Origin of the sequence: uncultured Friedmanniella sp., from assembly GCF_964244285.1 — a bacterium.
Taxonomy (GTDB): Bacteria; Actinomycetota; Actinomycetes; order Propionibacteriales; family Propionibacteriaceae; genus Microlunatus.
Genome location: NZ_CAXTHT010000004.1, coordinates 36,906 through 59,306, shown reverse-complemented (window position 1 = coordinate 59,306; position 22,401 = coordinate 36,906). Strand labels below are relative to the sequence as shown.

Below are 22,401 nucleotides of genomic sequence, written 5' to 3'. Positions count from 1 at the left end.
CGGACCGTTCGCGGAAGGGCCGGCCAGCCCCCGGGTCGGGCTGCCCGCGACGGCAGGTCAACCGGTCAGGCTGGACAGGATCGCCGGCCCCCACAGCTCGACGGTGAAGAAGTAGGTACCGAGCAGCAGGAAGCCGGTGGCCCCGAGCACGACCCCGGTGGCCAGCCGTCGGGCGGCTACCGACGCCGCTGCCAGCCGACCCCGTAGGAACGCCTCGACGACGAGCAGGTTGGGCAGGTAGAAGAAGAACGCCATCACCTGGTCGAAGCGGCCGTGGAAGTCCTCGGTGTGGCCGAGCGGTCCGACGAGCAGCAGCCAGAAGCCGTAGTCCATCCGGTACAGCCACGAACCCAGCGCCAGGGCGAACAGCCGCAGCGCCCACGCGCGGTGCCGGTCGATCCGTCGCGCCCGCGCGTGCCGGTAGGCCTGGACGGCGCAGAGGATCACCAGCACCCCGTACAGCCCGAAGCCGACGCTCATCACCGTCCCGCCGACGGTCCCCTTGACGAGGATGAAGCCCAGTCCGCCGATCCCGGCCAGCCCGGACGCGACTACGTAGACCCGGCCGAACGCGCGATGGACGGCCGGGTGTCGCTCGCGGAGGGGCGTGATCAGCTGGACGCAGCCGAGGACCAGGATGACCCCGCCCGCGAAGAAGTGCAGCCCGATCGCCAGCGTCGCCGCGGGCGTCGCGTGCTCGTAGAGGCGCGGCAGCACCGCGTTCCAGGCAGGCAGGTCCGCCCGCCCGATCGCACCTGCGTAGTAGGCCAGGATGTAGATGCCGAAGAGGGTGAGGCTCACCCAGACGGTGAGGACCAGCGCCGCCGACGCCCGGCGCAGGGCCACGGCACCCGATGGCCGCGGCGCGACGGTCTCCGACGAGAGCCGTTCCGACGTCGTCACCGCACCCCTCCTGTCCAGCGTCAGGCTAGTGGGCCTGCTCGGCTGCGCGCAGCCGCCGCCGCTCGCTGCGCCGCTCGACCAGGGAGTAGAGCACCGGAACCAGGAGCAGGGTCAAGACGGTGGAGGTGACCAGGCCGCCGATCACCACCACCGCGAGCGGCTGGCCGATGAACGCGCCGCCGCCCGTCAGCCCGAGGCCCATCGGGATCAGGGCGCAGATCGTCGCCGTGGCGGTCATGATGATCGGCCTGAGCCGCAGCCGGGCGCCGTGCACGATGGCCGCCTGCAGGTCCTCCCCCTGAGCCCGCCGCTGGTTGATCAGGTCGATCAGCACGATCGCGTTGGTGACCACGATGCCGATCAGCATCAACAGGCCGACCATGGCCGGGACGCCGAGCGCGGTGTCGGTGACCAGCAGGCCGAGCACCGCACCGGTGGCCGCGAACGGGATCGAGGTCAACAGCACCAGGGGCTGCACCAGGCTGCGGAAGGTGGCGACCATGATCAGGAAGACGATCGCGATCGCCGCCAGCATCGCCAACCCGAGCTGGCGGAAAGCCTCGGCCTGGTCGTCGCTCGCCCCGCCCACCGTGATGCTCACCCCCGGCGGCACGTCGGTCAGCGCGTCGATCCGCTGCTGCACCTGCGTGGTCAGGGCACCCAGGTCGTCGGTCTGCGGGGTGGCGGTGAGGGTCACCGCCCGGGTGCCGTCGATCTCGGTGACCGTGCTGGGAGCCAGGGTCTCCTTGACCGTGGCGATGTCGGAGACACGGATCGCCCGAGCCCGGACGTCGGCGATGTCGGCCTGGTCATCGGCCAGGTCGGACTGCCGGTCGGTCAGGTCGGTCTGCTGCTTCCCGAGCTTCTTCTGCTCGGCGGTCAGCTCGTCCTGCCGCCGGCTGAACTCCTCCGACTGCGCCTGCTGGTCGGCGGACTTCGTCGCCTGGTCGTTCCCCGCGTCCACCTGCGCGTCCAGCTGCTTGACCGAGGCCTCGGCCTGGGCCACGCCGGCGGCGAGCTGGGCCACCCGCTGCTGGTACTGCAGGTAGCGCTGCTGGGCCTGGGTGACCGGGACCTGGCCGGGGTCGGCCGGCTGGCCCGGGGCGGGCGGAGCAGGGGCCGACTGAGCAGGGGCGGGCGGGGCGTTCCGACGCAGCGTCCGCAACTGTTTCCGGCTGGCGGCCAGGGCCTTCTGGGCCCTGGCGCGGGACTTCCGCAGGTCGGCCCGCTGGTCGGCGGCGGCCTGGTTCGCCTCGTCCTGCTGGACCTCGCCGGCGGCCTTCTGGTCGGCGGCGAGGGCCTCCTGCCGGTCGCTGAGCTCGTCGCTGGCGTCCTTCAGGTCCTCGCCCTCGGCCTTCAGGCGGTCCTGCTTCTTCTTCAGCCGGTCGGTGGCCCTGTCCGTGGCCTGCTGCTGCTGCAGCTGGCTGACCGGGAGCTCGAGCCGGGCGATCTGTTTCGGGCTGGCCTGCTGCGCGTCCTGCGGCCGGACGACGATGTCGCGCGTCTCCCCCTGCAGCACCACCGACCCGACCTTGGTCCCGGTCAGGTCGCCGGCGATCAGCTGCCCGACCTCGGAGGACGTGAAGCCCAGGTCGGCCGCCTTGGTGCGGTTCACCTGCACCCGCAGCAGCGGTCGCTGGGCCGTGAGGTCGCTGCTGACGTCGGTCAGGCCGGGGGTGGCGGTCAGCAGGTCCTCGACCCGGGTGGCGGTAGTGCGCAGGTCGCCGGCGTCGTCGCCGGTGACGACGAAGCTGAGGTCGTTGTTCGTGCCGGTGTTGATCGAGCCGAGCTTCACCGTGCCCGCGTCCGACAGCTCGGCGAAGCCGGACTCCAGCTCGGCCTTGGTGGCCGCGTAGGCGTCCTCCCCGGTCAGGCTGACGAACATCGACGCCCGGTTCGTCCCGCCCTGGCCGACCGTCGTCAGGTACTCCTTGACGCCGGGGCTGGCCGAGAGCACCCGCTCGACCTTCTTCGCGGCGGCGCTGGTCGTGCTGAGGCGGGTCCCGACCGGGAGCTCCTGGTCGACCTGCAGCGTCGTCTTGTCCGCGAAGGAGGCCAGGAAGTCGGTCTTGAGCAGGGTGGCCGAGGCCATCGTGCCCGCAAAGACCAGTACCGCCGCCAGCACCGTGAGCAGCGGGCGGCGCAGCGCCCCCCGCAGCAGCGGCAGGTAGCCCCGCTGCAACCGGGTGATCCGGTCCTCCTCGTCCGCGGCCCGGCCGGCCACCGCGCCCCGACGGCCGCCGCGCATCAGCCAGTAGGCGAGCACCGGGACGATCGTCATCGAGACCAGTAGCGATGCCACGAGCGCGATGGCCACGGTGATCGAGAACGGCTTGAAGAGCTCGCCCGTGATCCCCGAGACCAGGGCGACCGGCAGGAAGACGGCCACGGTGGTCAGCGTCGACGCGGTCACCGCGCCGGCGACCTCACGGACCGAGGCCACGATGTCGGCCGGGGTGAGGACGGCGACGGACAGCGCCCGCCGCTTGATGTTCTCGATCACCACGATCGAGTCGTCGACGACCCGGCCGACGGCCACCGTCAGCGCGGCCAGGGTGAAGATGTTGAGCGAGTAGTCGCCGAGCTTCAGGCCGGTCAGCGCGACCAGCAGCGACAGCGGGATGGACAGGGCGGTGATCAGCGTCGACCGCAGCGAAAGCAGGAAGACCAGGATGATCAGCACCGCGAAGGCGAGGCCGAGGCCACCCTCGATGGCCAGGTCGTGGATCGACTGCTCGATCGACGGCGCCTGGTCGAAGACGACGCTCGCCGTCGCCGCGGTGCCCAGGGTGGGCGTCAGGCCGGGAAGCAGGTCGCGGATGGTGTGCGAGACGTCGACGGCGTCGGCGTCGCTCTCCTTGAGCACGTTGATGCTCAGGGCCGGACGCCCGTCCGAGCGGGCCAGGCTGGTCGCTTCGACGGACTCGACGGCGACGGTAGCCAGCCTGCCCAGCTCGACCGCGCCGTCGGGGGCCGGGATCGGCCAGGCGGCGACCTGCTTGGCCGCGGTCGGCGTCTGCCCCACCTGGATGGCCAGCTCGTTGTCGCCGCGGTAGCTGTTGCCGGCCGGGACGACCAGGGCCTGGGCCTGGACCGCCTGGGTGACGGCAGCCGCGCTGAGATCGTAGGTGCGCAGCTGCTCCGGCTTCAGGGTGACGACCAGCTGGGCCACGTCCTGCCCGGCCACCTGGACACTGCGGACGCCCTCCACCCCGGACAGCTGCGGGACGGCGATGTCGTTGACCTTGCGCGCGAGGCCGGCCAGCGGGTCGTCGGAGGCGACGGCGAGCACGAGCACGGGGATGTCGTCGGTGCTGCCCGCCGTCACGGTGACGTCGACGTCGTCGGGAAGCTCACCGGCCAGGCCGTCGGCGGCGCTGCGCAGGTCGTCGACGACCTGGTCGCTGTCGAGTCCGTACGTCCACTCGACGGTCAGGTTGGCGACGCCGTTGGTCGAGAGCGAGCTGACCTTCGTCACCCCGGAGACGCCGTCCAGCGCCTGGCCCAGCGGTTTGGCCACCTCCTCAGCCACCAGCTCGGGAGCCGTACCGGGGTAGACCGCGGTCACCGTGGCACTGGGTACCTGGGTGGAGGGCAGCAGCTCCTGGCGCAGCGAGGTCGTGGAGAGCACGCCGAAGACCAGGATGGCCAGAGCCACGAGCCCGACGATCAGCCGGTTGGCCAGGCTGAGTCTGGTCAGCGATGTCACCGGTACAGGATGCCGGACACAGCCCCCGCACAGCGACCTGCGACGACCCTGGACCGTCCCTGGAGCCTGAAGGCCGCCTCACCCTCGACCTCGACCTGAGGTCTCGGGCCGCTTGCTTGTGCCGTGGAGGCGCTCAGGCACCCAGGTCGGCGCCGGGACCAGCGGGGCGACGCGGGCCTGCGTATCGTTCGAGTCCCGTCGACACTCACCCCCCGAGGCGCATGTGAACCGGTTCCAAGCCTGTGTGGCCGCCGCACTGACCGTCGCCGTCGTCAGCGGCGCCTGGCTGCTGGGCGGACGGCCCGCTGCGCCCACGGCTGCGCCCGCCCCCACGGCCACGGTGGCCGAACCGACCCCCGTACCCTCCTCCCCGTCGCCGACGGCGACCCCGGCCCGAGCCCCGAGCCGCACCCCGGCAGCGGGACCACCGAAGGGGACCTTCGGCGTCGACCAGGCCTACCTCAGCCAGTACCGGGCGCGGCGGGTCGACTGGGACGACGTCCTCGCCTCCGGGCGGCGGCTGCCGCGTCCCGACGCCGCCTGCAAGGCCAGCTGGAAGAAGTCGGGCAAGGACACGCGGCTCGCCTGGAAGCACGGGCACTTCTGGTGCCTCGCCGACCTGGCCGGTGGTCACTGGAAGCCCCAGGGCATCACCGGCTCCGGCAGCACCGGGGGCTACCGCATCCGCGGCCACGCCGCCAGCAGCCGGAACCTGGTGCTGATCAGCTGGTACTCCCGGGCGGCCGAGAAGGGCCTGTTCGCGCCCAACCGCGCCGGCCAGAGCGTCACCCGCCTGATGGTGGTGGACCTGAACCGCAAGCGCTACGCCAGTGTCGAGCTGGTCCGGCCCCAGGGCGCCGACCGGCTGCGCAACCTCAACTCCCACGGCAGCGGCCTCGCCTGGGCCGGTCAGTACCTGTACTCCTCCAGCCGCTCCTGGCTCTGGCGCTACAACGCCGACGACCTGCTGCGGATCAACGGCCACTTCGTGCTGCCGGCGGTGGCCCGCTGGTCGGTCTCGGGTAGCGGTGGTCTCTCGAGCATCTCCGTCGACCGCTCGACCGGGCGCGACCAGCTCGTCGGCGTCAACTACAGCAAGACCGCCCCGGCGTACGTCCACACCTTCGACCTCGGCCACCGCGGCCTGCTCGTCGGCCACGCCCGGGCGGCCGGTCCGTCCCTGCAGCTCACCACCGGCTTCGGGGAGAAGCACCGGGTGGTCGGCAGCCTGGCGTCGACGGCGGTGCCGGGGACGCACTACCAGGGCGTCGCCCGCTGGGGCCGCCTGACCTTGGCGAACTCCTCCTCGGCCCGGGTCACCACCGGCGGCCATCGGAGCAACGCCCTGGTCGTCCTGGGCAGCGGCCGGATCCGCAAGCAGTTCCGACTCCCCCGCGGCAACGTCGAGTCGATCTACCTCGACCGACGGCGCAAGAGCTACCTGAGCCTCACCGAGGCCGGCTCCCGGTTCCTCTTCACCATGCCTCTGCGCGACGTCATCAGAGCCGCCCGCCGATGAGAAGGGCCGCCCACTCCGTCTTGTAATTTCTTGACCGTTTGCTGCGGGCTGTGAAAGATTGTTCCGAAGCACTCGGGCAGGAGCCTCGCGATGACCATCACGGACAGACCCGACCACGAGGTCCGGCCGACCCAGTACCGCCGCGCCCTGGTCGCCGGGTCGGTGGGCAACTTCATCGAGTGGTACGAGTTCGGCGTCTACGGCTTTCTCGCCACGATCATCGCGACCAACTTCTTCGCCACCGCCGGGGGCAGCGACCTCGAGGCGCTGATCAAGACCTACGCCTCGTTCGCCCTGGCCTTCTTCTTCCGGCCTGTCGGCGCCGCACTCTTCGGGCGGATCGGCGACCGGATCGGCCGACGGCCCACGCTGGTCCTGGTCCTGCTGGTGATGTCCGGCGCCACCACCGTCATCGGCCTGCTGCCCACCTACGCCAGCATCGGCATCGGCGCGCCGCTCCTGCTCACCCTGGTCCGGGTGGTCCAGGGGCTGTCCGCCGGCGGCGAGTTCGGTGGCGCGGTGTCGGTGATGACGGAGTTCGCCCCGGCTGGTCGACGGGGCCTCTTCGGCGCCTGGCAGTCCTTCACGGTCGCGGCCGGCCTGCTCTTCGGAGCGGCGGTCTCCGCGGTGCTCGCCCTCAGCCTGAGCACCGCCCAGCTCACCGGCTGGGGCTGGCGGCTGCCGTTCCTGCTGGCCCTGCCGCTGGGCCTCGTGGCGCTGTGGCTGCGGCTGAGGCTGGAGGAGACGCCCTCCTTCCGGCGGCTCGAGCGCAGCCCGGACCGCTCCACCGGGCCGACGGCGCAGCTCGCGGCCCCGCTCACCGGCTCCCCCGGCGCCGGCGAGGTGGCCAAGGCCATCGCCCTCGGCATCGGCCGGCTGATGGGCTGGTCGGCGGCCGGCTACACCTTCCTCGTCGTCATACCGGCCTACCTGCAGACCTCGCTGAACGCGACCTTCCTGCAGGCCCTGACCGCCACCGTGCTGGCCAATGCGGGCTTCGCGGCCACGATCCTGCCGGCGGGTGCCCTGAGCGACCGGCTGGGCCGCCGACCGGTGATGCTGACCGGCACCGTGCTGATCCTGGTCCTCGCCCTGCCGCTGTTGAACGTCCTGCAGGACCCCGCCGCCGACCTGGTGCTCAAGGGCGCCGCCGTCCTCGTCGCGGGCGCCGTCGTCGGCCTCATCGCCGGGCCCGGGCCGGCCATGCTGTCGGAGATGTTCCCGACCACCGTCCGCTACACCGGCCTCGGGCTGGCCTACTCCCTCTCCAACGCCGTCTTCTCGGGCTCGGCCGGCCTGATCATCACGTCGCTGATCGCCGCCACCGCGAACATCGACATCCCGGCCTACTACGTGATGGCGGTCTGCGCGGTCAGTGCCGTCGCGCTGGCCACCCTGCGCGGCCGGGCCCACGAACGGGCCCTCCGTGACTGAGCAGCCGCCCGGCGGCGGTGGGAGGACCTGATGCGGGTGATCGGGATGATGTCGGGCACCTCCTTCGACGCGATCGACGCGGCGGCGGCCGACCTGGAGCTCGACGGGGACACGCTCCACCTCCGCCCGTTGGGCGTGGTCAGCGAGGCCTACCCTGTCGAGCTGCGCCAGTCGCTGGCCGCCGCCCTGCCGCCGGCCCCGACCACCCTGGAACAGGTCTGCCGCCTCGACACGGGCGTCGGCCAGGCCTTCGCCGCCCTGGCCGTACGGGCGAACGAGGAGCTGTGCGACGGTCGTGCGGCGCTGGTCGTCTCACACGGCCAGACCGTCTACCACTGGACCGACGGGGACGCCGTCCGCGGCACGCTCCAGCTCGGCCAGCCGGCGTGGGTCGCCGAGGCGACCGGCCTACCCGTGGTCTCGGACCTGCGCAGCCGCGACGTCGCCGCCGGCGGCCAGGGAGCCCCCCTGGTCAGCGCCCTCGACGTGCTCTGGCTGGGCGGACGCGACCACGTGTGCGCCGCCCTGAACCTCGGCGGTATCGCCAACGTCACCGTCGTCGGCCCCGGCCGGCCGCCGGTCGCGTTCGACACCGGTCCCGCCAACGCCCTCATCGACGCGGCCGTCCAGCACGCGACGTCGGGACGCTCGGGCTACGACGCCGAGGGCCGGCTGGCCGCCGCGGGGACGGTCGACGAGGCGCTACTCGAGGCGCTGCTGGCCGAGCCGTACTACCGGCGGCCGGCACCCAAGAGCACCGGCAAGGAGCTGTTCAACCTCGCCTACCTGCAGGCGGCCACCGCCGCGCGTTCCCACCCGGGCACGGCCGACCTGGGCCCCGCCGACCTGGTCGCCACCCTGACCGCGCTCACCGCCCGGACCGTCGCCGACGCCGTCCGGGCCGCCGGCGCCGTCGAGGTCGTCGCCGCCGGCGGTGGCACCCAGAACCCGGTGCTGATGGCGGCGTTGCGGGACCGGCTGCCGGGCGTCGCCCTGCGGACGGCCGACGAGCTCGGCCTGCCGACCGCGGCCAAGGAGGCGTACGCGTTCGCGTTCCTCGGCTTCTGCACCGTACGGGGGCTGCCGGCCACCGTGCCCGGCTGCACCGGGGCGCGGCACGCCAGCATCCTCGGCTCGCTGACCCCGGGCCGGGACGGCTTCCCGGTCAGCCCGCGACCCGCCCAGCCGCCAGCCACGCTGGTCGTCCACGGCGCCGCTCCGAGCGCTGCTCCCACGAGGAAGGCCCACCGGTGACGGCGGGTACCCCTACCGACCCGGGGGCGCGGATCCGCGCGATCGCCACCCACCTCTCCCCCGCCGAGCGTCGGGTCGCCCGGCTGATGGAGGAGGATCCGGGTCGGGTCGCCCAGCTGACGGCGTCCGCGCTGGCGGGCGAGGCCGCCACCAGCGCCGCCACCGTGGTGCGGACGGCCAAGAGGCTCGGCTTCGAGGGCTACCCACAACTCCGGGTGGCCCTGGCCACGCAGGCCGGACGCGCCGACGGGTCCGGTGCGTCCGCGGAGCGGGACGAGGTGCCCCAGGTCGCCGACATCGAGCCCGGCGACGAGGTCCCCACCATCCTGGCCAAGCTGGTGGCCTTCGAGCACGCCCAGCTCGTGAGCACCGCGCGGGTGCTCTCCGCCGCCGCGGTCGAGGAGACGGCCGGCCGGCTGGCCGGGGCCGGGCGCTGCTGTGTCTTCGGGCTCGGCGCCTCCGGGCTCGTCGCGCAGGACCTGGCGCAGAAGGTCACCCGCATCGGCCTCGCCGCCTTCGTGCACACGGAGCAGGAGGCGGCCGTGGTCGCGGCCAGCCTGCTGGGACCGGGCGACGTCGCCCTCGCGGTGTCCCACGCCGGCGAGACGCCGGGCGCGGTCGAGCCGCTGCGCCGGGCCCGTCACGCCGGAGCCTTCACCGCCGCGATCACGAGCAACCCCTGGTCGAGCCTGGCCGGGTTCGCCGACCGGGTGCTGACGACCGCGAACGCCGAGCTCGGTCGCCGTTCGGCCGCGGTCGGCAGCCGGACCGGCCAGCTGCTCGTCGTCGACACCCTGTTCGCCCGGGTGGCCTCGCTGGCGCCCGGCACCGCCACCGCGCTGCAGCAGACCCACGACGCCGTCGCCGACAGCCGGAGCCGAGGCCGGTGAGCGCACCCGACGGCGGTCCCGGGACCGAGCTCGGCCGGCTGGGCACCGAGACGGCCAACCCCCGGACCGCCTCACTGGACACCATGTCGACCCTCGAGCTGCTGACCGTGATGAACAGCGAGGACCAGGACGTCCCGCGGGCCGTCGAGCGGGTGCTGCCCGACATCGTCCGGGCCGTCGACCTGGTGGTCGCCTCCCGTCGTCGCGGCGGCCGACTTATCTACCTGGGCGCCGGGACGAGCGGACGGCTCGGACTGCTGGACGCGGTGGAGTGCCCGCCCACCTTCGGCACCGGTCCGGAGGAGGTGGTGGGCCTGATCGCCGGCGGTCCGGGCGCCTTCATGCAGGCGGTCGAAGGAGCCGAGGACGATCCCGACCAGGCGGCCGTCGACCTGGACGCGATCGGGCTGCGGGCGCGGGACGTGGTGGTGGGTATCGCGGCCAGCGGACGGACACCGTACGTCCTCGGCGGCCTGGTGCACGCGCGCCGGGTGGGCGCCGCCACCGTCGCCCTCGCCGGCAACGCCGACGCCCCCCTCAGCCGGGACGCCGACGTGGCCATCGAGGTCCTCACCGGCCCCGAGATCCTCACCGGCTCCACCCGGCTCAAGGCCGGTACGGCGCAGAAGCTCGTCTGCAACATGCTGTCCACGGCGAGCATGGTGCAGACCGGCAAGGTCTACGAGAACCTGATGGTGGATGTGCTGCCGACGAACCGGAAGCTGGTCGACCGGGCGAACCGGATCGTCGCCGCCGCCAGCCGGGTGGACGTGGCGACCGCGCAGCAGGCGGTCCGCGCCGCGGGCGGCCAGGCCAAGACCGCCATCGTGATGCTGCTCGCGCACTGCGACGCCGTCGAGGCGCGCGGTCGGCTCGCCCGCCACGGGGGCCGGGTCAGGCCCGCCGTGACGGATCCCTCGACGACGGACGAACCCGGGTGAGCCCGAGGGCGCGAGCCGTCGCGGGCTACGGCGTCGCCGTGGCGCTGGTGCTGGTCGGGGCCCTGGTCGGTGCGATCGCCGGCCGCTCCGACCGATCCGGTTGGTTCGCCTACAGCCCGCCCCTGCCGCCGGCCGACCTCTCCTCCCTGACGGCGTGGACCTACCGCTGGATCGGAGCCGTGCTCCTTGTCGTCGCCGGCCTGCTCACCGGCGCGACCACGACGGGCTGGCTGCTCGGCCGCCGTCCGGCTGCTGGACCTCGAGGGCCGCGGCCGCGGGTGGCGCTCTGGATCGCCGTCGCGCTGGTGGTCCTGGGCCTGGTGGTCTCCGCCGTCGGGCCGCGCGACCCGGGCCCGACGACGGTGATCATCAGCCGGGCACCGTTCGACGTCGAGAATCTGCGGCCCACGTGGTTCTGGGCGCCCGCCCAGGTGGTCGGGGCCAGTGTGGTCCTGGTCGGCCTGGTGCTCGGGGCTGGTGCCCTGGCGTGGTGGTGGAGCCGGCGGCTCAGGCGGCCAGCGCCCTGATGGGCTGGCCCACCACCAGCTCTTGCGGACCCCGGATGACGGTGCCGCTGCGGCGCCGCAGCCGACCCGTCCGCTGCAGCAGGGGGAAGCGCTGGACCAGGCGTTCGACCGCCACCGTCGCCTCCAGCCGGGCCAGCGGCGCGCCGAGGCAGTAGTGGATGCCCGCGGAGAAGCCGAGGTGCTCGGCCCCGCCGGTGCGGGTCAGGTCGAAGCGGTCGGGATCGGGAAAGGCCGCCGGATCGCGGTTGGCGCCGGCGAGGAACAGCATCACCATCGAGCCGCGGGGCACCTCGACCCCGGCCAGCTCCAGGTCGACCGTCGGCGCCCGGAAGGTGCGCTGCACCGGCGCGTCCCAACGCAGCGTCTCCTCGACCGCCGCCGCGGCCACCGAGGGATCGGCGACCACCGCCTGCCACTGGTCGGGCCGCTCGAGCAGGGCCAGCACGGTGTTGCCGATCAGGTTGACCGTGGTCTCGAAGCCGGCGAGCAGCAACAGCATGCACAGCGGGGCCAGCTCGGCCGGCTCCAGCTGGTCGCCCTCGCTGGCCAGCAGCCGGCTCACCAGGTCGTCGCCGGGCTCGCGCCGGCGGTGCTCGAACACCTCGCTGAGCACGCGCCGCAGCTGCCGGTCGGCCTCGATCAGCCGTACCACGTGGGCCACGGACTGCGGCCCGGCCAGCGCGCTGCCGATGGTGGCGCCGTACCGGGCGAAGGCCTCGCTGTTGGCCGCGGGCACCCCCAGCAGGTCGGTGATCACCGCGATCGGCAGCGGTGAGGCCAGCCCGGACACCAGGTCGAAGGACCCCTCCCGCGGCAGCGGGTCCAGCAGCCCGTCGACGACGGCCTCCATCCGGGCCCGCGAGCCGGCCAGGGCCCGGGGGGTGAACGCGGGCGCCGCGAGCCGGCGGATGCGGGTGTGGTCGGGCGGGTCCAGCTCCAGCAGCGACATCTGCCCGTCGCCGCGGTTGATGGCCCCGTCGGCGTTCACGCTGAAGCGCCGGTCGCGCAGCACCTCGCGGCAGACCCGGTGGCTCGCGGTCTGGAAGCCCGTGCGCGGGCTGGGCACCAGCTCACCCCGCCGGCGGACCTCGGTGTAGATCGCGTACGGGTCCCGCCGACCCTCGGCCAGCTGCAGCCGGGCGAACGGGTCCCGGCTCACGTAACCGTGCCAGGCCGTCACCGACCGCCCCACCACGAGCTCCCGCGCCAGCGTCACCACCGGGTTCATCAGGTTTCCCGTCCGGCGCCGCCGAGTGGCCCACGCCTCCGGACCCAGTGTGCCTCCCCCCGCGGAGCCGGCGGGGAGCCGTGGGCACACTGGTCCCCCAGCGAGAGGACGTGGACGTGACAGCGAACGAGGCGGAGCCGACCCGGCGGACGATCTGGGTCACCGGCGCGGGCAGCGGGGTGGGACGGGCGGTGGCCGAGTCAGCGGCCGCGGCCGGCGCCCGGGTGGTGCTGAGCGGACGACGGGCCGCCGCGTTGGCCGAGACGGCCGGCCTCCTCCGCCGGGCCGGCGGCGACGCGCTCGAGCTGGTCTGCGACACCACCCGGCCCGAAGAGCTCGCCGCGGCGTACTCCACCCTGCGGCGGCAGTGGGGACCGCCGACCGACGTCGTTCTCAGCGCCGGGCTGAACGCTCCCCGCCGCTACTGGCGCGACCAGACGATGACTGAGTTCCGGGCCATCGTCGACACCAACCTCACCGCCGCCGCGGCCGTCGTCGACCTGGTGCTGCCCGACCTGCGGGCGGGCGGCGGCGGAGTGGTGGTCTTCGTGTCCTCGGTCTCGGGCTGGCAGTTCTCCCCCGACGCCGGCGTGGCCTACAGCGCGAGCAAGACCGCCGTCGGCTCGCTCAGCGCCCACCTGAACGCCCAGGAGAACCGGAACGGCGTCCGGGCCTGCGCGATCTGCCCCGGCGACATCGACAGCGACTTCCTGAGCCTGCGGCCGGTGGTGCCCGGTACCGGTGACCGCGAGCAGATGCTGAGCGCGGCCGACGTGGCCCGGACGGTCCAGTTCGCGCTCGACTGCCCGCCGCACGTGACCGTGAACGAGCTGGTCGTGACCCCGACCAAGAAGCAGGCCTGAGCCCTCGCCCTGATGGCGGGCGGGCCGACGATTGCGCTCAGCCGCAACGCCCTGCTGCGCTGACCTGGAGGGCGAGGACGTCGCTGACGTAGCGGCCGCCGGAGACGTCGCCGTCGGTGACCAGCCGCGGCTGGTCGAGCGGCACGCCGTCCTCGACGGTCGCCAGCAGCAGCGTCCGCCGCCCTGCCGTGGCCTCCGCCGGGCTGACCGTGGCGACGTAGCCGTCGCCGGCGACGGCCGCGACCGTCGTGGACGGGTCGGCGCGCAGGTGGGCCGCGCGCAGCACCGCGGCCAGGGTCGGCCCGGTCTCGGTGTGCTGCTGCGGGCCCTGGCCGGACTGGAAGGCGACCTGGCGCGTGGTCACCGGCAGCCGCCCCAGGTCGGTCGCACTGAGGGTGAGCACCCTGGCGCCGGCCACCAGCCGCAGGCCCGCGGGGACAGCGGTGGGGACCTCCGGTGCGGCGACGGCGACGGCGATCGTGGACACCTCGCGGACCGTGCGGGAGCGACCCCGGTCGCCGGGGAAGACCAGGTCGACTCCGTCGTGGCGCCTGCCCGAGGCGGGCACGAGCAGGGCCGGATGGTTTCCGTTGGCCGAGGCGAGCTCACCGAGGGCGACCGCTACAGACCGGTGGTCGCGGCCCGAGACGGTGATGGTCACCCGCAGCTGGGCGTTCTTGACGGCCGGCAGGACGGGCGCGGCCGCGGTGACCAGCGGTTCGAGCAAGGTTCCGGTGACCGTGTGCCCGCGGTGTCGCGGGCCGCGGAGGTCGGGCAGCCCCGTCTGGGGGAGGGCGGCGAGGTCCCTCACCGAGTAGCTCGCCGGGACGGCGACGGCCCCCTTCACGACGACGGCGTCGGGGGCGCGCCCGGGGCGGTCGTGGGCGGACGCGACCGGCGCCCCGACAGCGCCGGCGAGCAGCAGTCCGGCCGTGGCGGTGAGGGCGAGGATCCGAACGGGCATGTGTCTCCTGGTGGGTGGGGATCAGGCGGGATAGAGGGTGACGGCGGTGGCTTTGACCAAGAAGTACGCGGTGCCGCCCGGGTACAGATCCAGCTCGCCGACCACCGGAGCGGTCACGTCGGCCAACAGCACCTGCCCGGTGGCGGTGCGCGCCCGGACCCGGACCTGCTCGTCGCGGGGCTCCAGCTCGGCGACGGTGACGGCGAAGGAGTTGCGGGGGCTGCCGTGCGGCAGCTCGGGGAAGACGGCGACCGCACTGGGCGGGAAGACGGCGATGGCGGCCCCGCCGGGCCCGAGGTCGGTCCGGGCCCGACCCTCCACCAGCACCCCGCCGCCGCTTCGGACGCCCTGCCCCTCGGCCGTCCCCGTGACCAGGTTCAAGCCGGCGATCCGCGCCGTGAACGGGGTCCGCGGGTGCCGGATGACGTCAGCGGTGGGCCCGGCCTCGACGACCCGGCCCGCGTCGAGCACCACCACCCGGTCGGCCAGCAGCACCGCGTCGAGCAGGTCGTGGGTGACCAGCACGGCGGCTCGGCCGGCGAGCACCCGGCGCAGCGTCCGGCGTAGCACCGGGGCCGCCCCGACGTCGAGGGCGGCCATCGGCTCGTCGAGCAGCAGGAGGCGCGGCTCGGCGGCCAGCGCCCGGGCGACGGCGACGCGCTGGGCCTGCCCGCCCGACAGCTGGGCGGGACGACGGTCGGCGAGCTCGGTCGCCTCGACCTCGGCCAGCCAGCGCCTCGCGGTCTCGCCGGCCTGACGCCGCGACTGCCCGGCCGCCCGCGGTCCGAACGCCACGTTGCCCAGCACACTCAGGTGCGGGAAGAGCAGCGGCTCCTGGGCGAGCAGGGCGATCCCCCGGGCGTGCGGGGGCAGCCAGCGCGGCCGCGGCCCGCCGCTCTGACGGGGACCCTGGTCGAAGAGGACCTGCCCGTCCAGCTCAGCGCGGCCGGAGTCGGCCCGCAGCACTCCGGCCAGCAGGGCCAGCAGACTGGACTTGCCCGCGCCGTTGGGGCCGAGGACGGCGACCCGTTCACCGGTGCCCAGCTGCAGCTGGAGGTCGAGGTCGCGCGCGGCGACTCTCGCCGTCAGGTCGAGGGTCACGTCCGGCGCCCCACCCGGGGCGTCGACGCCAGGCCGACGACCAGGACGGCGATCACCACGAGGACCATCGACAGCGCGACCGCCGCGTCGGCGTCGGTCTCGCGCTGGAGGTAGATCTCCAGCGGCAGCGTCCGGGTGACGCCCTGGAGGCTGCCGGCGAAGGTCAGCGTCGCGCCGAACTCCCCCAGCGACCGGGCGAAGGAGAGGACCGCTCCTGACGCCAGACCGGGCAGCACCAGCGGCAGGCTCACCCGGACCAGCACCGTCGTCGGCCGCGCGCCGAGGGTCGCCGCAGCCCTCTCGTAACGGCTGCCGACCGCCCGCAGCGTGCCCTCGAGGCTGACCACCAGGAACGGCAGGGCGACGAAGGCCTGCGCGAGCACCACCGCCGTGGTCGAGAAGGCGACCTGGATCCCCAGCACGTCGAGGGTGTGGCCGAGCAGCCCGCGACGACCGAACGTGTAGAGCAGCGCGATCCCGCCGACCACCGGCGGGAGCACCAGCGGCAGCAGCATCAGCGAGCGGACGAGCCGCTGGCCCGGGAACGACGTCCGGGCCAGGACCAGGGCCATCGGCACGCCGAGCACGAGGCAGAGCGCCGTGGACGCGGTCGAGGTCCGCAGGCTGAGCGCCAGCGCGGCGCGCGAGGACTCGGAGATGACCAGGGTGAGGAAGTGCGTCCACGGCACCCGGGACGCCAGCGCGACCAGCGGCAGCAGCACGAACACCACCCCCAGCGCGGCGGGCACGAAGACCCAGCGGGGCAGCCCCGAGTAGACGCCGGTGCGGCCACGGCTGGGCACCGTGTGCAGCGTCAGGGCTTGGCGAAGCCGGCGTCGGCGAGCACCTTCTGGCCGGCGGCTCCGGTGACGAGCTCGGTGAACTCCTTCGCGAGGTCGGCGTTCTTGCTGGCCTTCAGGGCGGCGATCGGGTAGGTGTTCACCGCCTGCTGGGACTCCGGGAAGGTCACGCCGAGGACCTTGCCACCGGCGCCCTTGACGTCGGTCACGTAGACCAGGCCGGCGTCGGCCTCGCCCGTCTCCACCTTGGTGAGCACGTCGGTGACGGCGTTCTCCTCACTGACGGGCTTCAGCGTGACCTTGGTCGCCGTCTCGATCTTCTGCGCGGCAGCCCCGCACGGCACGGCCGGGGCGCAGACCACGAGCTTGACCCCCGACTTGGTCAGGTCGGAGAAGGAGGTGATGTGGGCCGGGTTGTCCGGCGGCACCGCGATCTCCAGCGTGTTGGTGGCGAAGTTCACCGGACTCCCGGTCACCAGGTCCGCGGCCTTGGTCATGTTGTTGGTGTCGGCCGAGGCGAACACGTCGGCGGGCGCACCCTGCTGCAGCTGGGTGACCAGGTCGGCCGAGCCAGCGAAGTTGAACGTCACCGTGGTGCCCGGGTGCGCGGTCTCGAACTGGCCGCCGAGGGTGGTGAAGGTGCTCTTCAGCGAGGCGGCGGCATAGACGGTCAGGGTGGTCGAGGACGCGGCGGATCCGCTGCTGCCGGCGGCCGGGGTGGCGTCCGAGCCGCAGCCGGCGAGCGCGGCGACCAGTGCGGTGGTCGCGAGGGCGGCGAGGGGACGGTTCACGGATGTTCCTTGGGGGTCTCGACGATCACATTGGTGGACTTGATCACGGCCACGGCGACCGAGCCCGGCTCGAGGCCGAGGTCGGCCACCGCCTCGCTCGACATCAGCGAGACCACGCGGAAGGGTCCGCACTGCAGCTCGACCTGGGCCATCACCTTGTCCACGACGACGTTGGTGACCAGGCCGACGAAGCGGTTGCGGGCCGAGCTCTCACCGGTCGACCAGTCGGGCATCGGTGTGGCCTGCTCACGGGCGAACCGGGCCAGGACGTAGCCGTCGATCACCTTGCGGCGGTGCTCGTCGGTCTCCGCCGCCAGCGTCCCGGTGTCGATCCAGCGACGGACGGTGTCGTCGCTGACGCCCAGGTACGCGGCGGCGTCACGGATCCGTATCTTCGGCACGAGGAGCACTCTAGCTCCGGATCAGCGGATCCCAGACCAGTGCCACTCCGCTCCTGAGGTTCCGCGGCTTCAGATACTCGCGTAGGTGTCGATCCGGCTGCGGGCGCGGAAGGTGGCGACCAGGATGAGGACCCCGGCGAGCGCGACCGGCAGCCAGCCGATCCGGACCGTGATGTCGACGTCGGCGGAGTGCAGCTGGTGCAGCCCGACGAACAGGGGCACCGGAGCCAGCGCCAGCAGCCATCCACTGAGGTGCAGCGGCCACCAGAAGAACTTGTTGATCTCGTCCTGGAACAGGGCCCAGCAGAAGAGGACGGCGACGACCACCCCGATCTGCTGGAAGCTGGGACCGAGGTTGAACATGGTCAGCGCCAGCTGGATCGTCGCGGTCGCCGGGCCGGGCTGGTAGCCGGGCAGCCACAGCGGGTCGACGCCCCGGATGAAGGTCGCCGCGGGGAACAGGCTCGCGTTCTCCTGGGCCAGCTCGGCCGCGTAGTTGATGTAGGGCATGGCCAGGTAGGGCAACAGGCTGCCGAGCACGATCAGGGCCAGGAGGCCGACCACCGGGACGATGCGGGACCGGGTGAAGCTGAAGCCCGTCACGCGGGAGGTCCGCCGGGTCGGGGCCGAACCGAGCAGCGGCGGTCGGTCCTCACCGGACCCGGGGGTCGGATAGGGGTGGCTCATGGTCATCCTTCGTACGCTGTCCGTTGGCTCCCCACCGTAACTTCCCGGACCCCCCGTCAGTCGGCGAGCGGTCGGGCGAGGCCCTGCTCCCAGCGCTCCTCGATCCGGCCGAAGCGCCACACCGCCAGGGCGACCAGCCAGGTCAGCACGAAGAGGCCCACGATGACGAAACCGACGGAGTTGAGGTCGAGGCCGGCCACGGCGGCGAGCGGGCCCGTGGTGATGCCGATCTTGTCGGTCAGGATCGAGACCAGCTCGATGGTGCCGATGACCAGCGCGACCGCGACGGACAGGCCGGTGACGGTGATGTTGTAGTAGACCTTCCGCACCGGCCGGGAGAAGGCCCAGCCGTAGGCGAAGTTCATGAAGCAGCCGTCGATGGTGTCGAGCAGGCTCATGCCGGCGGCGAACAGTATCGGCAGCGTCAGGACCGCGTACCAGGGCAGGCTGAAGGCCGCCGCGCCACCCGCCAGCACCAGCAGCCCGACCTCGGTCGCGGTGTCGAAACCCAACCCGAAGAGGACGCCGACCGGGTACATGTGCCACGGCCGGCGGACGGCCCGGGTCGCGCCCGAGAGGAACCGGTTCATCAGGCCGCGGTTGGCCAGCTGGGTCTCCAGCGCGGCCTCGTCGAGCTCGCCGCGGCGCATCTGCCGGAAGACCTTGAGGATGCCGACCAGGATGACCAGGTTGAGGATGCCGATCAGGTACAGGAACGTCCCGGACACGGCCGTCCCGACCACGCCCGTGACCCGCTGCAGCACCGAGGAGTCGTTCTCGACCTGCCCCGCCAGGGCGCGTACACCGAGCGCGAGCAGCGCGACCAGGACGAAGACGATCGTCGAGTGGCCGAGGGAGAACCAGAAGCCCACCGAGACCGGTCGCTTGCCCTCGGCCATCAGCTTGCGGGTGGTGTTGTCGATCGCCGCGATGTGGTCGGCGTCGAAGGCGTGCCGCATCCCGAGGGTGTACGCGGTGAGACCGAGCCCGATGCCGAAGACCTGGCTGGAGCTGACCTGGTAGTGCTGCGGTGAGACCAGTCCGACCAGGACGCCCCAGCCCGCGACGTGCAGGAGGAGCACGAAGCCGGCCATCCCGGCCACGGCCCGCCACTCCCCGGGGGAGAGGGAGCGCCGGACCCGGCTCATCCGGGACGCCGACGGCGTCGCGTCGCGCACTCGTCCAGACATCGGCCTCCGCTCGGCTCGTCGTCCGGTCCCGGACGTCTCAGATGCGACCGTATCGCATCTGATCCGACAGCGACGGGTCGCCCGTCCGGGCGGCACGCGGCAGACTGAGCACATGTCCCAGAGCCCGACCGAGGAGGCCACCCGGCTCGAGCTGGCGGTCCAGCTGCTGCGGAGCCGACAGGAGCGGGTGACGCCGGCCCGGCTCGCCGTGCTCGGTGTCCTCGACGAGACCCGGGAGCACCTGAGTGCCGAGGAGGTCGTCGGCCTGGCCGCCGGACGCGTGCCCACGGTGCACCGCGCCACCGTCTACCGGGCGCTCGCAACGCTCGGCGAGCTGGGCCTGGTGGCCCACATCCACCTCGGAGGCAGCAGCACCGTCTACCACCTGACCGTGCCGGGACTACCGGCGGCCGCCGACCACCACGTGCACCTGCAGTGCACCCGGTGCGGCACCGTGCTCGATGCCCCCGCGGAGGTCATGACCGCGCTGCAGTCCCGGCTCGAGCAGGACCAGGGCTTCCGGTTGGACCCCGGACACACCGCGTTGCTGGGCACCTGTCGGGCCTGCCGGTCCGCCGACGGCTGACGTCGGCGCCGCGGCGGCGTCAGCCTCGCTCAGATTCCGGCTTCGTCGAGGGCGGCCTGCAGGGACTGGAGGTAGCCCTCGCTGGTGACGGTCGCCCCGCTCACCATGTCGATGTCGGCACTCTGGGCACTGATCGTGTCCTTGATCAAGATGGGCAGCGCCTGCTCGTTGATCTCGGTGTCCCGCGGGTTACCGTTCGGCTGCTGCAGGACGGTGACCTTGTTGATCTTGCCGTCCGTGACGGTGATCTCCAGCTGCACAGGGCCCCAGCGGGTCTGGGCGACCGACCCGGTGTAGGTCTTCGCCTTGCTGATCTTGGGGCTGGGGCTGCTCGAGGGCGTCGGGCTGGCCGACGGCGCCTCCGTCGCCGGCGGGCTGGCACCGACGGCCGGTGTCGGGGCGGACGTCTTGTCGGTCGAAGTGTGGTAGCCGAGCAGCAGCACGACGACGGTGACCGTGGAGGCCAGCCAGAGGGCGATCCTTCTCACCGGTGCCCCCGCTGGGGCGGCCGGGGCACGGACGTCTGGTTCACGGAGTCATCCTGGCGGGCCTACCGCCACCGCCGCATCGGCCCTGGTGCTGACCCCGAGCTGCGCCGCCCGACGTAGCGCCCCTACGCCGGTGGACGTACGCACCGCGGGCTCCGGCCGCCTAGCCTGAGGGGGACGCGCGCCGCGCGCCCATCTCCGCACGCAGGAAGTCGACCGATGCGCACCCCGCAGCTGCCCCGCGCCGCCCAGGACGCGGCTCTCGGCGTCGGCGTCGCGGTGCTGGCTCTCTCCACGGCCCAGCTGAACGACTTCGACGCCCGTCAGGACCGGGGCGGACACCGCGGACCGCCCTTAGGGCCGAGGCGGACCGAGCACGCGGGGCCGGCCTTCGACGCCTCGCAGCTCGCGGCCGTCGTCGCACTCGTGGCGGCGCTGGCACTGCGCCGGACCTTCCCGAGGGTCGCATACGCCGGCGTGCTGGTGGCCGTGGCCGCCTTCCTCTGGGCCGGCGGGTCGTACGGGCTCGTGCTGCTGGGACCGGTGCTGGCCGTTCACACCCTGATGACCCGTTTCCCACCGCGCCAGCTCGGATTGATGCTGCTGGGGGTACCGGCCGCCATGTCGGCCGGTTTCTGGGGCCACCCCTACGGCGGCCTGAACGACCCCGGCCTCTACCTGGCCGTCGTGCTGGGGACCGCGGGCATCCTGCTGCCGGGCCTGCTCGCGCTGGTGCTGGCCACCCGCCGCGACGCCGAGCGCCACGACCGACTGGCCGAGCGCCGCCGGTACGCCGACGAGGAGCGGCTGCAGATCGCCCGTGAGGTGCACGACGTCGTCGGCCACTCCCTCGCCGTGATCAACATGCAGGCCGGCGTGGCGCTGCACCTGTTGGAACGCCGGCCCGACCAGCTCGGACCCTCGCTGGAGGCCATCCGCAGCACCAGCAAGACCGCGCTGGCGGAGCTGGGCAGCACGCTCGCGACCCTGCGTGGCGACCCCCCCGAGGGTGCCGAGGCCGTCGTCGTCGAGCCGCCGACGGGACTCGCGGGCCTGGACAACCTGGTCTCGGCCCTGCAGGCGGCCGGGCGCGAGGTCCGCTACACCCGGCCCCCCGCGGACCGGCTGCAGCTGCCCGTCGCCGTTCAGCACGCAGCCCTGCGCATCGCCCAGGAGGGGCTGACCAACGTCGTGCGCCACGCCACCGCCGACGCATCGATCACCGTGACCCTCACGCGCGAGGGTCCCCTGCTGGTGGTCGAGGTGCTCGACGACGGGCGTCGGGGCCGCGGTGGCTACGCCGAGGGCAGCGGCATCGCCGGCATCCGCAGCCGCGCCGGGGTCGTCGGCGGCCTCGTGGTCGTGGGTCCGCTGCCGGATTCCGGCTTCCGGGTCCGGGCGGAGCTGCCCGTGGGCGACCTTCCGGGCGGCACGCCGCTGGACGCCGCCGGGCGGTCGGCATGACCGTCACCGTGGGGGTCGCGGACGACCAGCAGCTGATCCGGCTCGGGCTGCGGGTGCTGATCGAGTCCGAGGACGACCTGGAGCTGCTGTGGGAGGCCGAGAACGGCCGCCAGGCCCTCGAGCTCACCCGCCGGTCACCCCCCGACGTCATCCTGATGGACATCCGGATGCCCGTGCTGGACGGGTTGGCCGCCCTGGGTCAGCTGGCCGCCGAGCCCGGGCTGGCCGGCGTCCGCGTCGTCGTGCTGACCACGTTCGAGTCCGACGAGCACGTCTTCGCCGCCCTGCGTGCGGGAGCCGCCGGCTTCCTGGTCAAGGACGCCGAGCCGGCCGACCTGCTGCGTGCCGTCCGACTGGCCGCAGCCGGGGAGTCACTGCTCTCCCCCTCGGTCACCCGCCGGGTCATCGACAGCCTGCGGGAGCGTCCCGGCGCCCCCGCGGTCCGCAGGAATCCCGGGTTCGCCGAGCTCACCGACCGCGAGCGCGAGGTGCTGGCCCTGATCGGCGAGGGCCTGAACAACGAGGAGATCGGACGGCGCCTCTACGTCAGCCCGGCCACCGCCCGGACCCACGTCAGCCGGGCCATGACGAAGCTCGGTGCCCGCGACCGCGCTCAGCTGGTGGTCGTGGCCTACCAGTCAGGCCTGGTGGGCTGAGGCCG

Annotated in this window: 21 protein-coding genes; 10 read left to right on the top strand and 11 right to left on the bottom strand. The window is 73.3% G+C overall.

The window, feature by feature from the left end:
- Positions 1–57 precede the first annotated feature (57 nt).
- Entirely contained in the window at positions 58–903 is an 846-nt protein-coding gene (locus ACFE7W_RS11525) for a DUF2306 domain-containing protein (protein ID WP_375424932.1), read from the bottom strand.
- Positions 904–928: 25 nt separating this feature from the next.
- Complete coding sequence (locus ACFE7W_RS11520) at positions 929–4,612, bottom strand: efflux RND transporter permease subunit (RefSeq protein WP_375424931.1); 3,684 nt, start codon at positions 4,610–4,612, stop codon at positions 929–931.
- Between the two features lie 244 nt (positions 4,613–4,856).
- Between ACFE7W_RS11520 and ACFE7W_RS11515 the strand changes: the two genes are divergently transcribed.
- The 6 genes from ACFE7W_RS11515 to ACFE7W_RS11490 all read left to right on the top strand — a co-directional run bounded on the left by ACFE7W_RS11515 (position 4,857) and on the right by ACFE7W_RS11490 (position 11,177).
- Positions 4,857–6,131 (top strand): hypothetical protein, encoded by a 1,275-nt coding sequence (locus ACFE7W_RS11515; protein WP_375424930.1) that lies wholly within the window; start codon positions 4,857–4,859, stop codon positions 6,129–6,131.
- 90 nt (positions 6,132–6,221) lie between these two features.
- Positions 6,222–7,565: an MFS transporter gene (locus ACFE7W_RS11510; RefSeq protein WP_375424929.1), complete on the top strand. Its 1,344-nt coding sequence runs from the start codon at positions 6,222–6,224 to the stop codon at positions 7,563–7,565.
- A 30-nt stretch (positions 7,566–7,595) separates the two neighbouring features.
- Entirely contained in the window at positions 7,596–8,819 is a 1,224-nt protein-coding gene (locus tag ACFE7W_RS11505; protein ID WP_375424928.1) for an anhydro-N-acetylmuramic acid kinase, read from the top strand.
- Positions 8,816–9,709: a MurR/RpiR family transcriptional regulator gene (locus ACFE7W_RS11500; protein WP_375424927.1), complete on the top strand. Its 894-nt coding sequence runs from the start codon at positions 8,816–8,818 to the stop codon at positions 9,707–9,709. The genes ACFE7W_RS11505 and ACFE7W_RS11500 overlap by 4 nt, the downstream gene beginning before the upstream one ends.
- On the top strand, positions 9,706–10,650 hold the full coding sequence (gene murQ / locus ACFE7W_RS11495; protein WP_375424926.1) for an N-acetylmuramic acid 6-phosphate etherase: 945 nt from the start codon (positions 9,706–9,708) through the stop codon (positions 10,648–10,650). The genes ACFE7W_RS11500 and murQ overlap by 4 nt, the downstream gene beginning before the upstream one ends.
- A complete protein-coding gene (locus ACFE7W_RS11490) occupies positions 10,647–11,177 on the top strand; it encodes a hypothetical protein (protein WP_375424925.1) in 531 nt (176 codons plus the stop codon). Before murQ ends, ACFE7W_RS11490 begins: the two co-directional genes overlap by 4 nt.
- On the opposite strand, the gene ACFE7W_RS11485 is transcribed toward ACFE7W_RS11490, so the two are convergent.
- Positions 11,158–12,405 (bottom strand): cytochrome P450, encoded by a 1,248-nt coding sequence (locus ACFE7W_RS11485; protein WP_375424924.1) that lies wholly within the window; start codon positions 12,403–12,405, stop codon positions 11,158–11,160. The two genes, ACFE7W_RS11490 and ACFE7W_RS11485, sit on opposite strands and share 20 nt — an antisense overlap.
- Positions 12,406–12,521: 116 nt before the next feature.
- Between ACFE7W_RS11485 and ACFE7W_RS11480 the strand changes: the two genes are divergently transcribed.
- Positions 12,522–13,268 carry an SDR family oxidoreductase gene (locus ACFE7W_RS11480; protein ID WP_375424923.1) on the top strand — a complete coding sequence of 249 codons (747 nt, stop codon included), beginning with the start codon at positions 12,522–12,524 and terminating at the stop codon, positions 13,266–13,268.
- A 37-nt stretch (positions 13,269–13,305) separates the two neighbouring features.
- Here the strand turns inward: ACFE7W_RS11480 and ACFE7W_RS11475 are convergent, their stop codons facing one another.
- The 7 genes from ACFE7W_RS11475 to ACFE7W_RS11445 form a co-directional block, all read right to left on the bottom strand.
- The gene (locus ACFE7W_RS11475; protein ID WP_375424922.1) at positions 13,306–14,232 is read right to left on the bottom strand and encodes a hypothetical protein; all 927 of its coding nucleotides are present in this window, start codon (positions 14,230–14,232) and stop codon (positions 13,306–13,308) included.
- Between the two features lie 21 nt (positions 14,233–14,253).
- Entirely contained in the window at positions 14,254–15,333 is a 1,080-nt protein-coding gene (locus ACFE7W_RS11470; RefSeq protein WP_375424921.1) for a sulfate/molybdate ABC transporter ATP-binding protein, read from the bottom strand.
- Complete coding sequence (locus tag ACFE7W_RS11465; RefSeq protein ID WP_375424920.1) at positions 15,330–16,136, bottom strand: ABC transporter permease; 807 nt, start codon at positions 16,134–16,136, stop codon at positions 15,330–15,332. The genes ACFE7W_RS11470 and ACFE7W_RS11465 overlap by 4 nt, the downstream gene beginning before the upstream one ends.
- 11 nt (positions 16,137–16,147) lie before the next feature.
- Positions 16,148–16,924: a molybdate ABC transporter substrate-binding protein gene (gene modA / locus ACFE7W_RS11460; RefSeq protein WP_375424919.1), complete on the bottom strand. Its 777-nt coding sequence runs from the start codon at positions 16,922–16,924 to the stop codon at positions 16,148–16,150.
- Positions 16,921–17,325, bottom strand: coding sequence for a molybdopterin-binding protein (locus ACFE7W_RS11455; RefSeq protein ID WP_375424918.1), 405 nt, complete (start codon positions 17,323–17,325; stop codon positions 16,921–16,923). The genes modA and ACFE7W_RS11455 overlap by 4 nt, the downstream gene beginning before the upstream one ends.
- Positions 17,326–17,394: 69 nt before the next feature.
- A complete protein-coding gene (locus tag ACFE7W_RS11450; protein ID WP_375424917.1) occupies positions 17,395–18,012 on the bottom strand; it encodes a hypothetical protein in 618 nt (205 codons plus the stop codon).
- 56 nt (positions 18,013–18,068) lie between these two features.
- Positions 18,069–19,202 (bottom strand): HoxN/HupN/NixA family nickel/cobalt transporter, encoded by a 1,134-nt coding sequence (locus ACFE7W_RS11445; protein WP_375424916.1) that lies wholly within the window; start codon positions 19,200–19,202, stop codon positions 18,069–18,071.
- A gap of 112 nt (positions 19,203–19,314) precedes the next feature.
- Here ACFE7W_RS11445 and ACFE7W_RS11440 point away from each other — a divergent pair, with 112 nt between their 5' ends.
- Complete coding sequence (locus ACFE7W_RS11440; RefSeq protein WP_375424915.1) at positions 19,315–19,788, top strand: Fur family transcriptional regulator; 474 nt, start codon at positions 19,315–19,317, stop codon at positions 19,786–19,788.
- A gap of 29 nt (positions 19,789–19,817) precedes the next feature.
- Here ACFE7W_RS11440 and ACFE7W_RS11435 read toward each other — a convergent pair whose 3' ends face one another.
- A complete protein-coding gene (locus ACFE7W_RS11435; protein ID WP_375424914.1) occupies positions 19,818–20,276 on the bottom strand; it encodes an FMN-binding protein in 459 nt (152 codons plus the stop codon).
- 219 nt (positions 20,277–20,495) lie between these two features.
- Here ACFE7W_RS11435 and ACFE7W_RS11430 point away from each other — a divergent pair, with 219 nt between their 5' ends.
- Both ACFE7W_RS11430 and ACFE7W_RS11425 read left to right on the top strand, forming a co-directional pair.
- Positions 20,496–21,740, top strand: coding sequence for a sensor histidine kinase (locus ACFE7W_RS11430; protein ID WP_375424913.1), 1,245 nt, complete (start codon positions 20,496–20,498; stop codon positions 21,738–21,740).
- Positions 21,737–22,396 (top strand): response regulator, encoded by a 660-nt coding sequence (locus tag ACFE7W_RS11425; RefSeq protein WP_375424912.1) that lies wholly within the window; start codon positions 21,737–21,739, stop codon positions 22,394–22,396. Before ACFE7W_RS11430 ends, ACFE7W_RS11425 begins: the two co-directional genes overlap by 4 nt.
- The last annotated feature ends 5 nt before the right edge of the window (positions 22,397–22,401 follow it).

Bases quoted from the DNA above. Each gene is read 5' to 3' on its own strand.
- ACFE7W_RS11425 (WP_375424912.1), top strand. From the start codon at position 21,737: ATGACCGTCACCGTGGGGGTCGCGGACGACCAGCAGCTGATCCGGCTC.
- ACFE7W_RS11485 (WP_375424924.1), bottom strand. From the start codon at position 12,405: ATGAACCCGGTGGTGACGCTGGCGCGGGAGCTCGTGGTGGGGCGGTCG.
- ACFE7W_RS11510 (WP_375424929.1), top strand. From the start codon at position 6,222: ATGACCATCACGGACAGACCCGACCACGAGGTCCGGCCGACCCAGTAC.
- ACFE7W_RS11445 (WP_375424916.1), bottom strand. From the start codon at position 19,202: ATGTCTGGACGAGTGCGCGACGCGACGCCGTCGGCGTCCCGGATGAGC.
- ACFE7W_RS11430 (WP_375424913.1), top strand. From the start codon at position 20,496: ATGCGCACCCCGCAGCTGCCCCGCGCCGCCCAGGACGCGGCTCTCGGC.
- ACFE7W_RS11505 (WP_375424928.1), top strand. From the start codon at position 7,596: ATGCGGGTGATCGGGATGATGTCGGGCACCTCCTTCGACGCGATCGAC.
- ACFE7W_RS11450 (WP_375424917.1), bottom strand. From the start codon at position 18,012: ATGAGCCACCCCTATCCGACCCCCGGGTCCGGTGAGGACCGACCGCCG.
- ACFE7W_RS11475 (WP_375424922.1), bottom strand. From the start codon at position 14,232: ATGCCCGTTCGGATCCTCGCCCTCACCGCCACGGCCGGACTGCTGCTC.
- ACFE7W_RS11440 (WP_375424915.1), top strand. From the start codon at position 19,315: ATGTCCCAGAGCCCGACCGAGGAGGCCACCCGGCTCGAGCTGGCGGTC.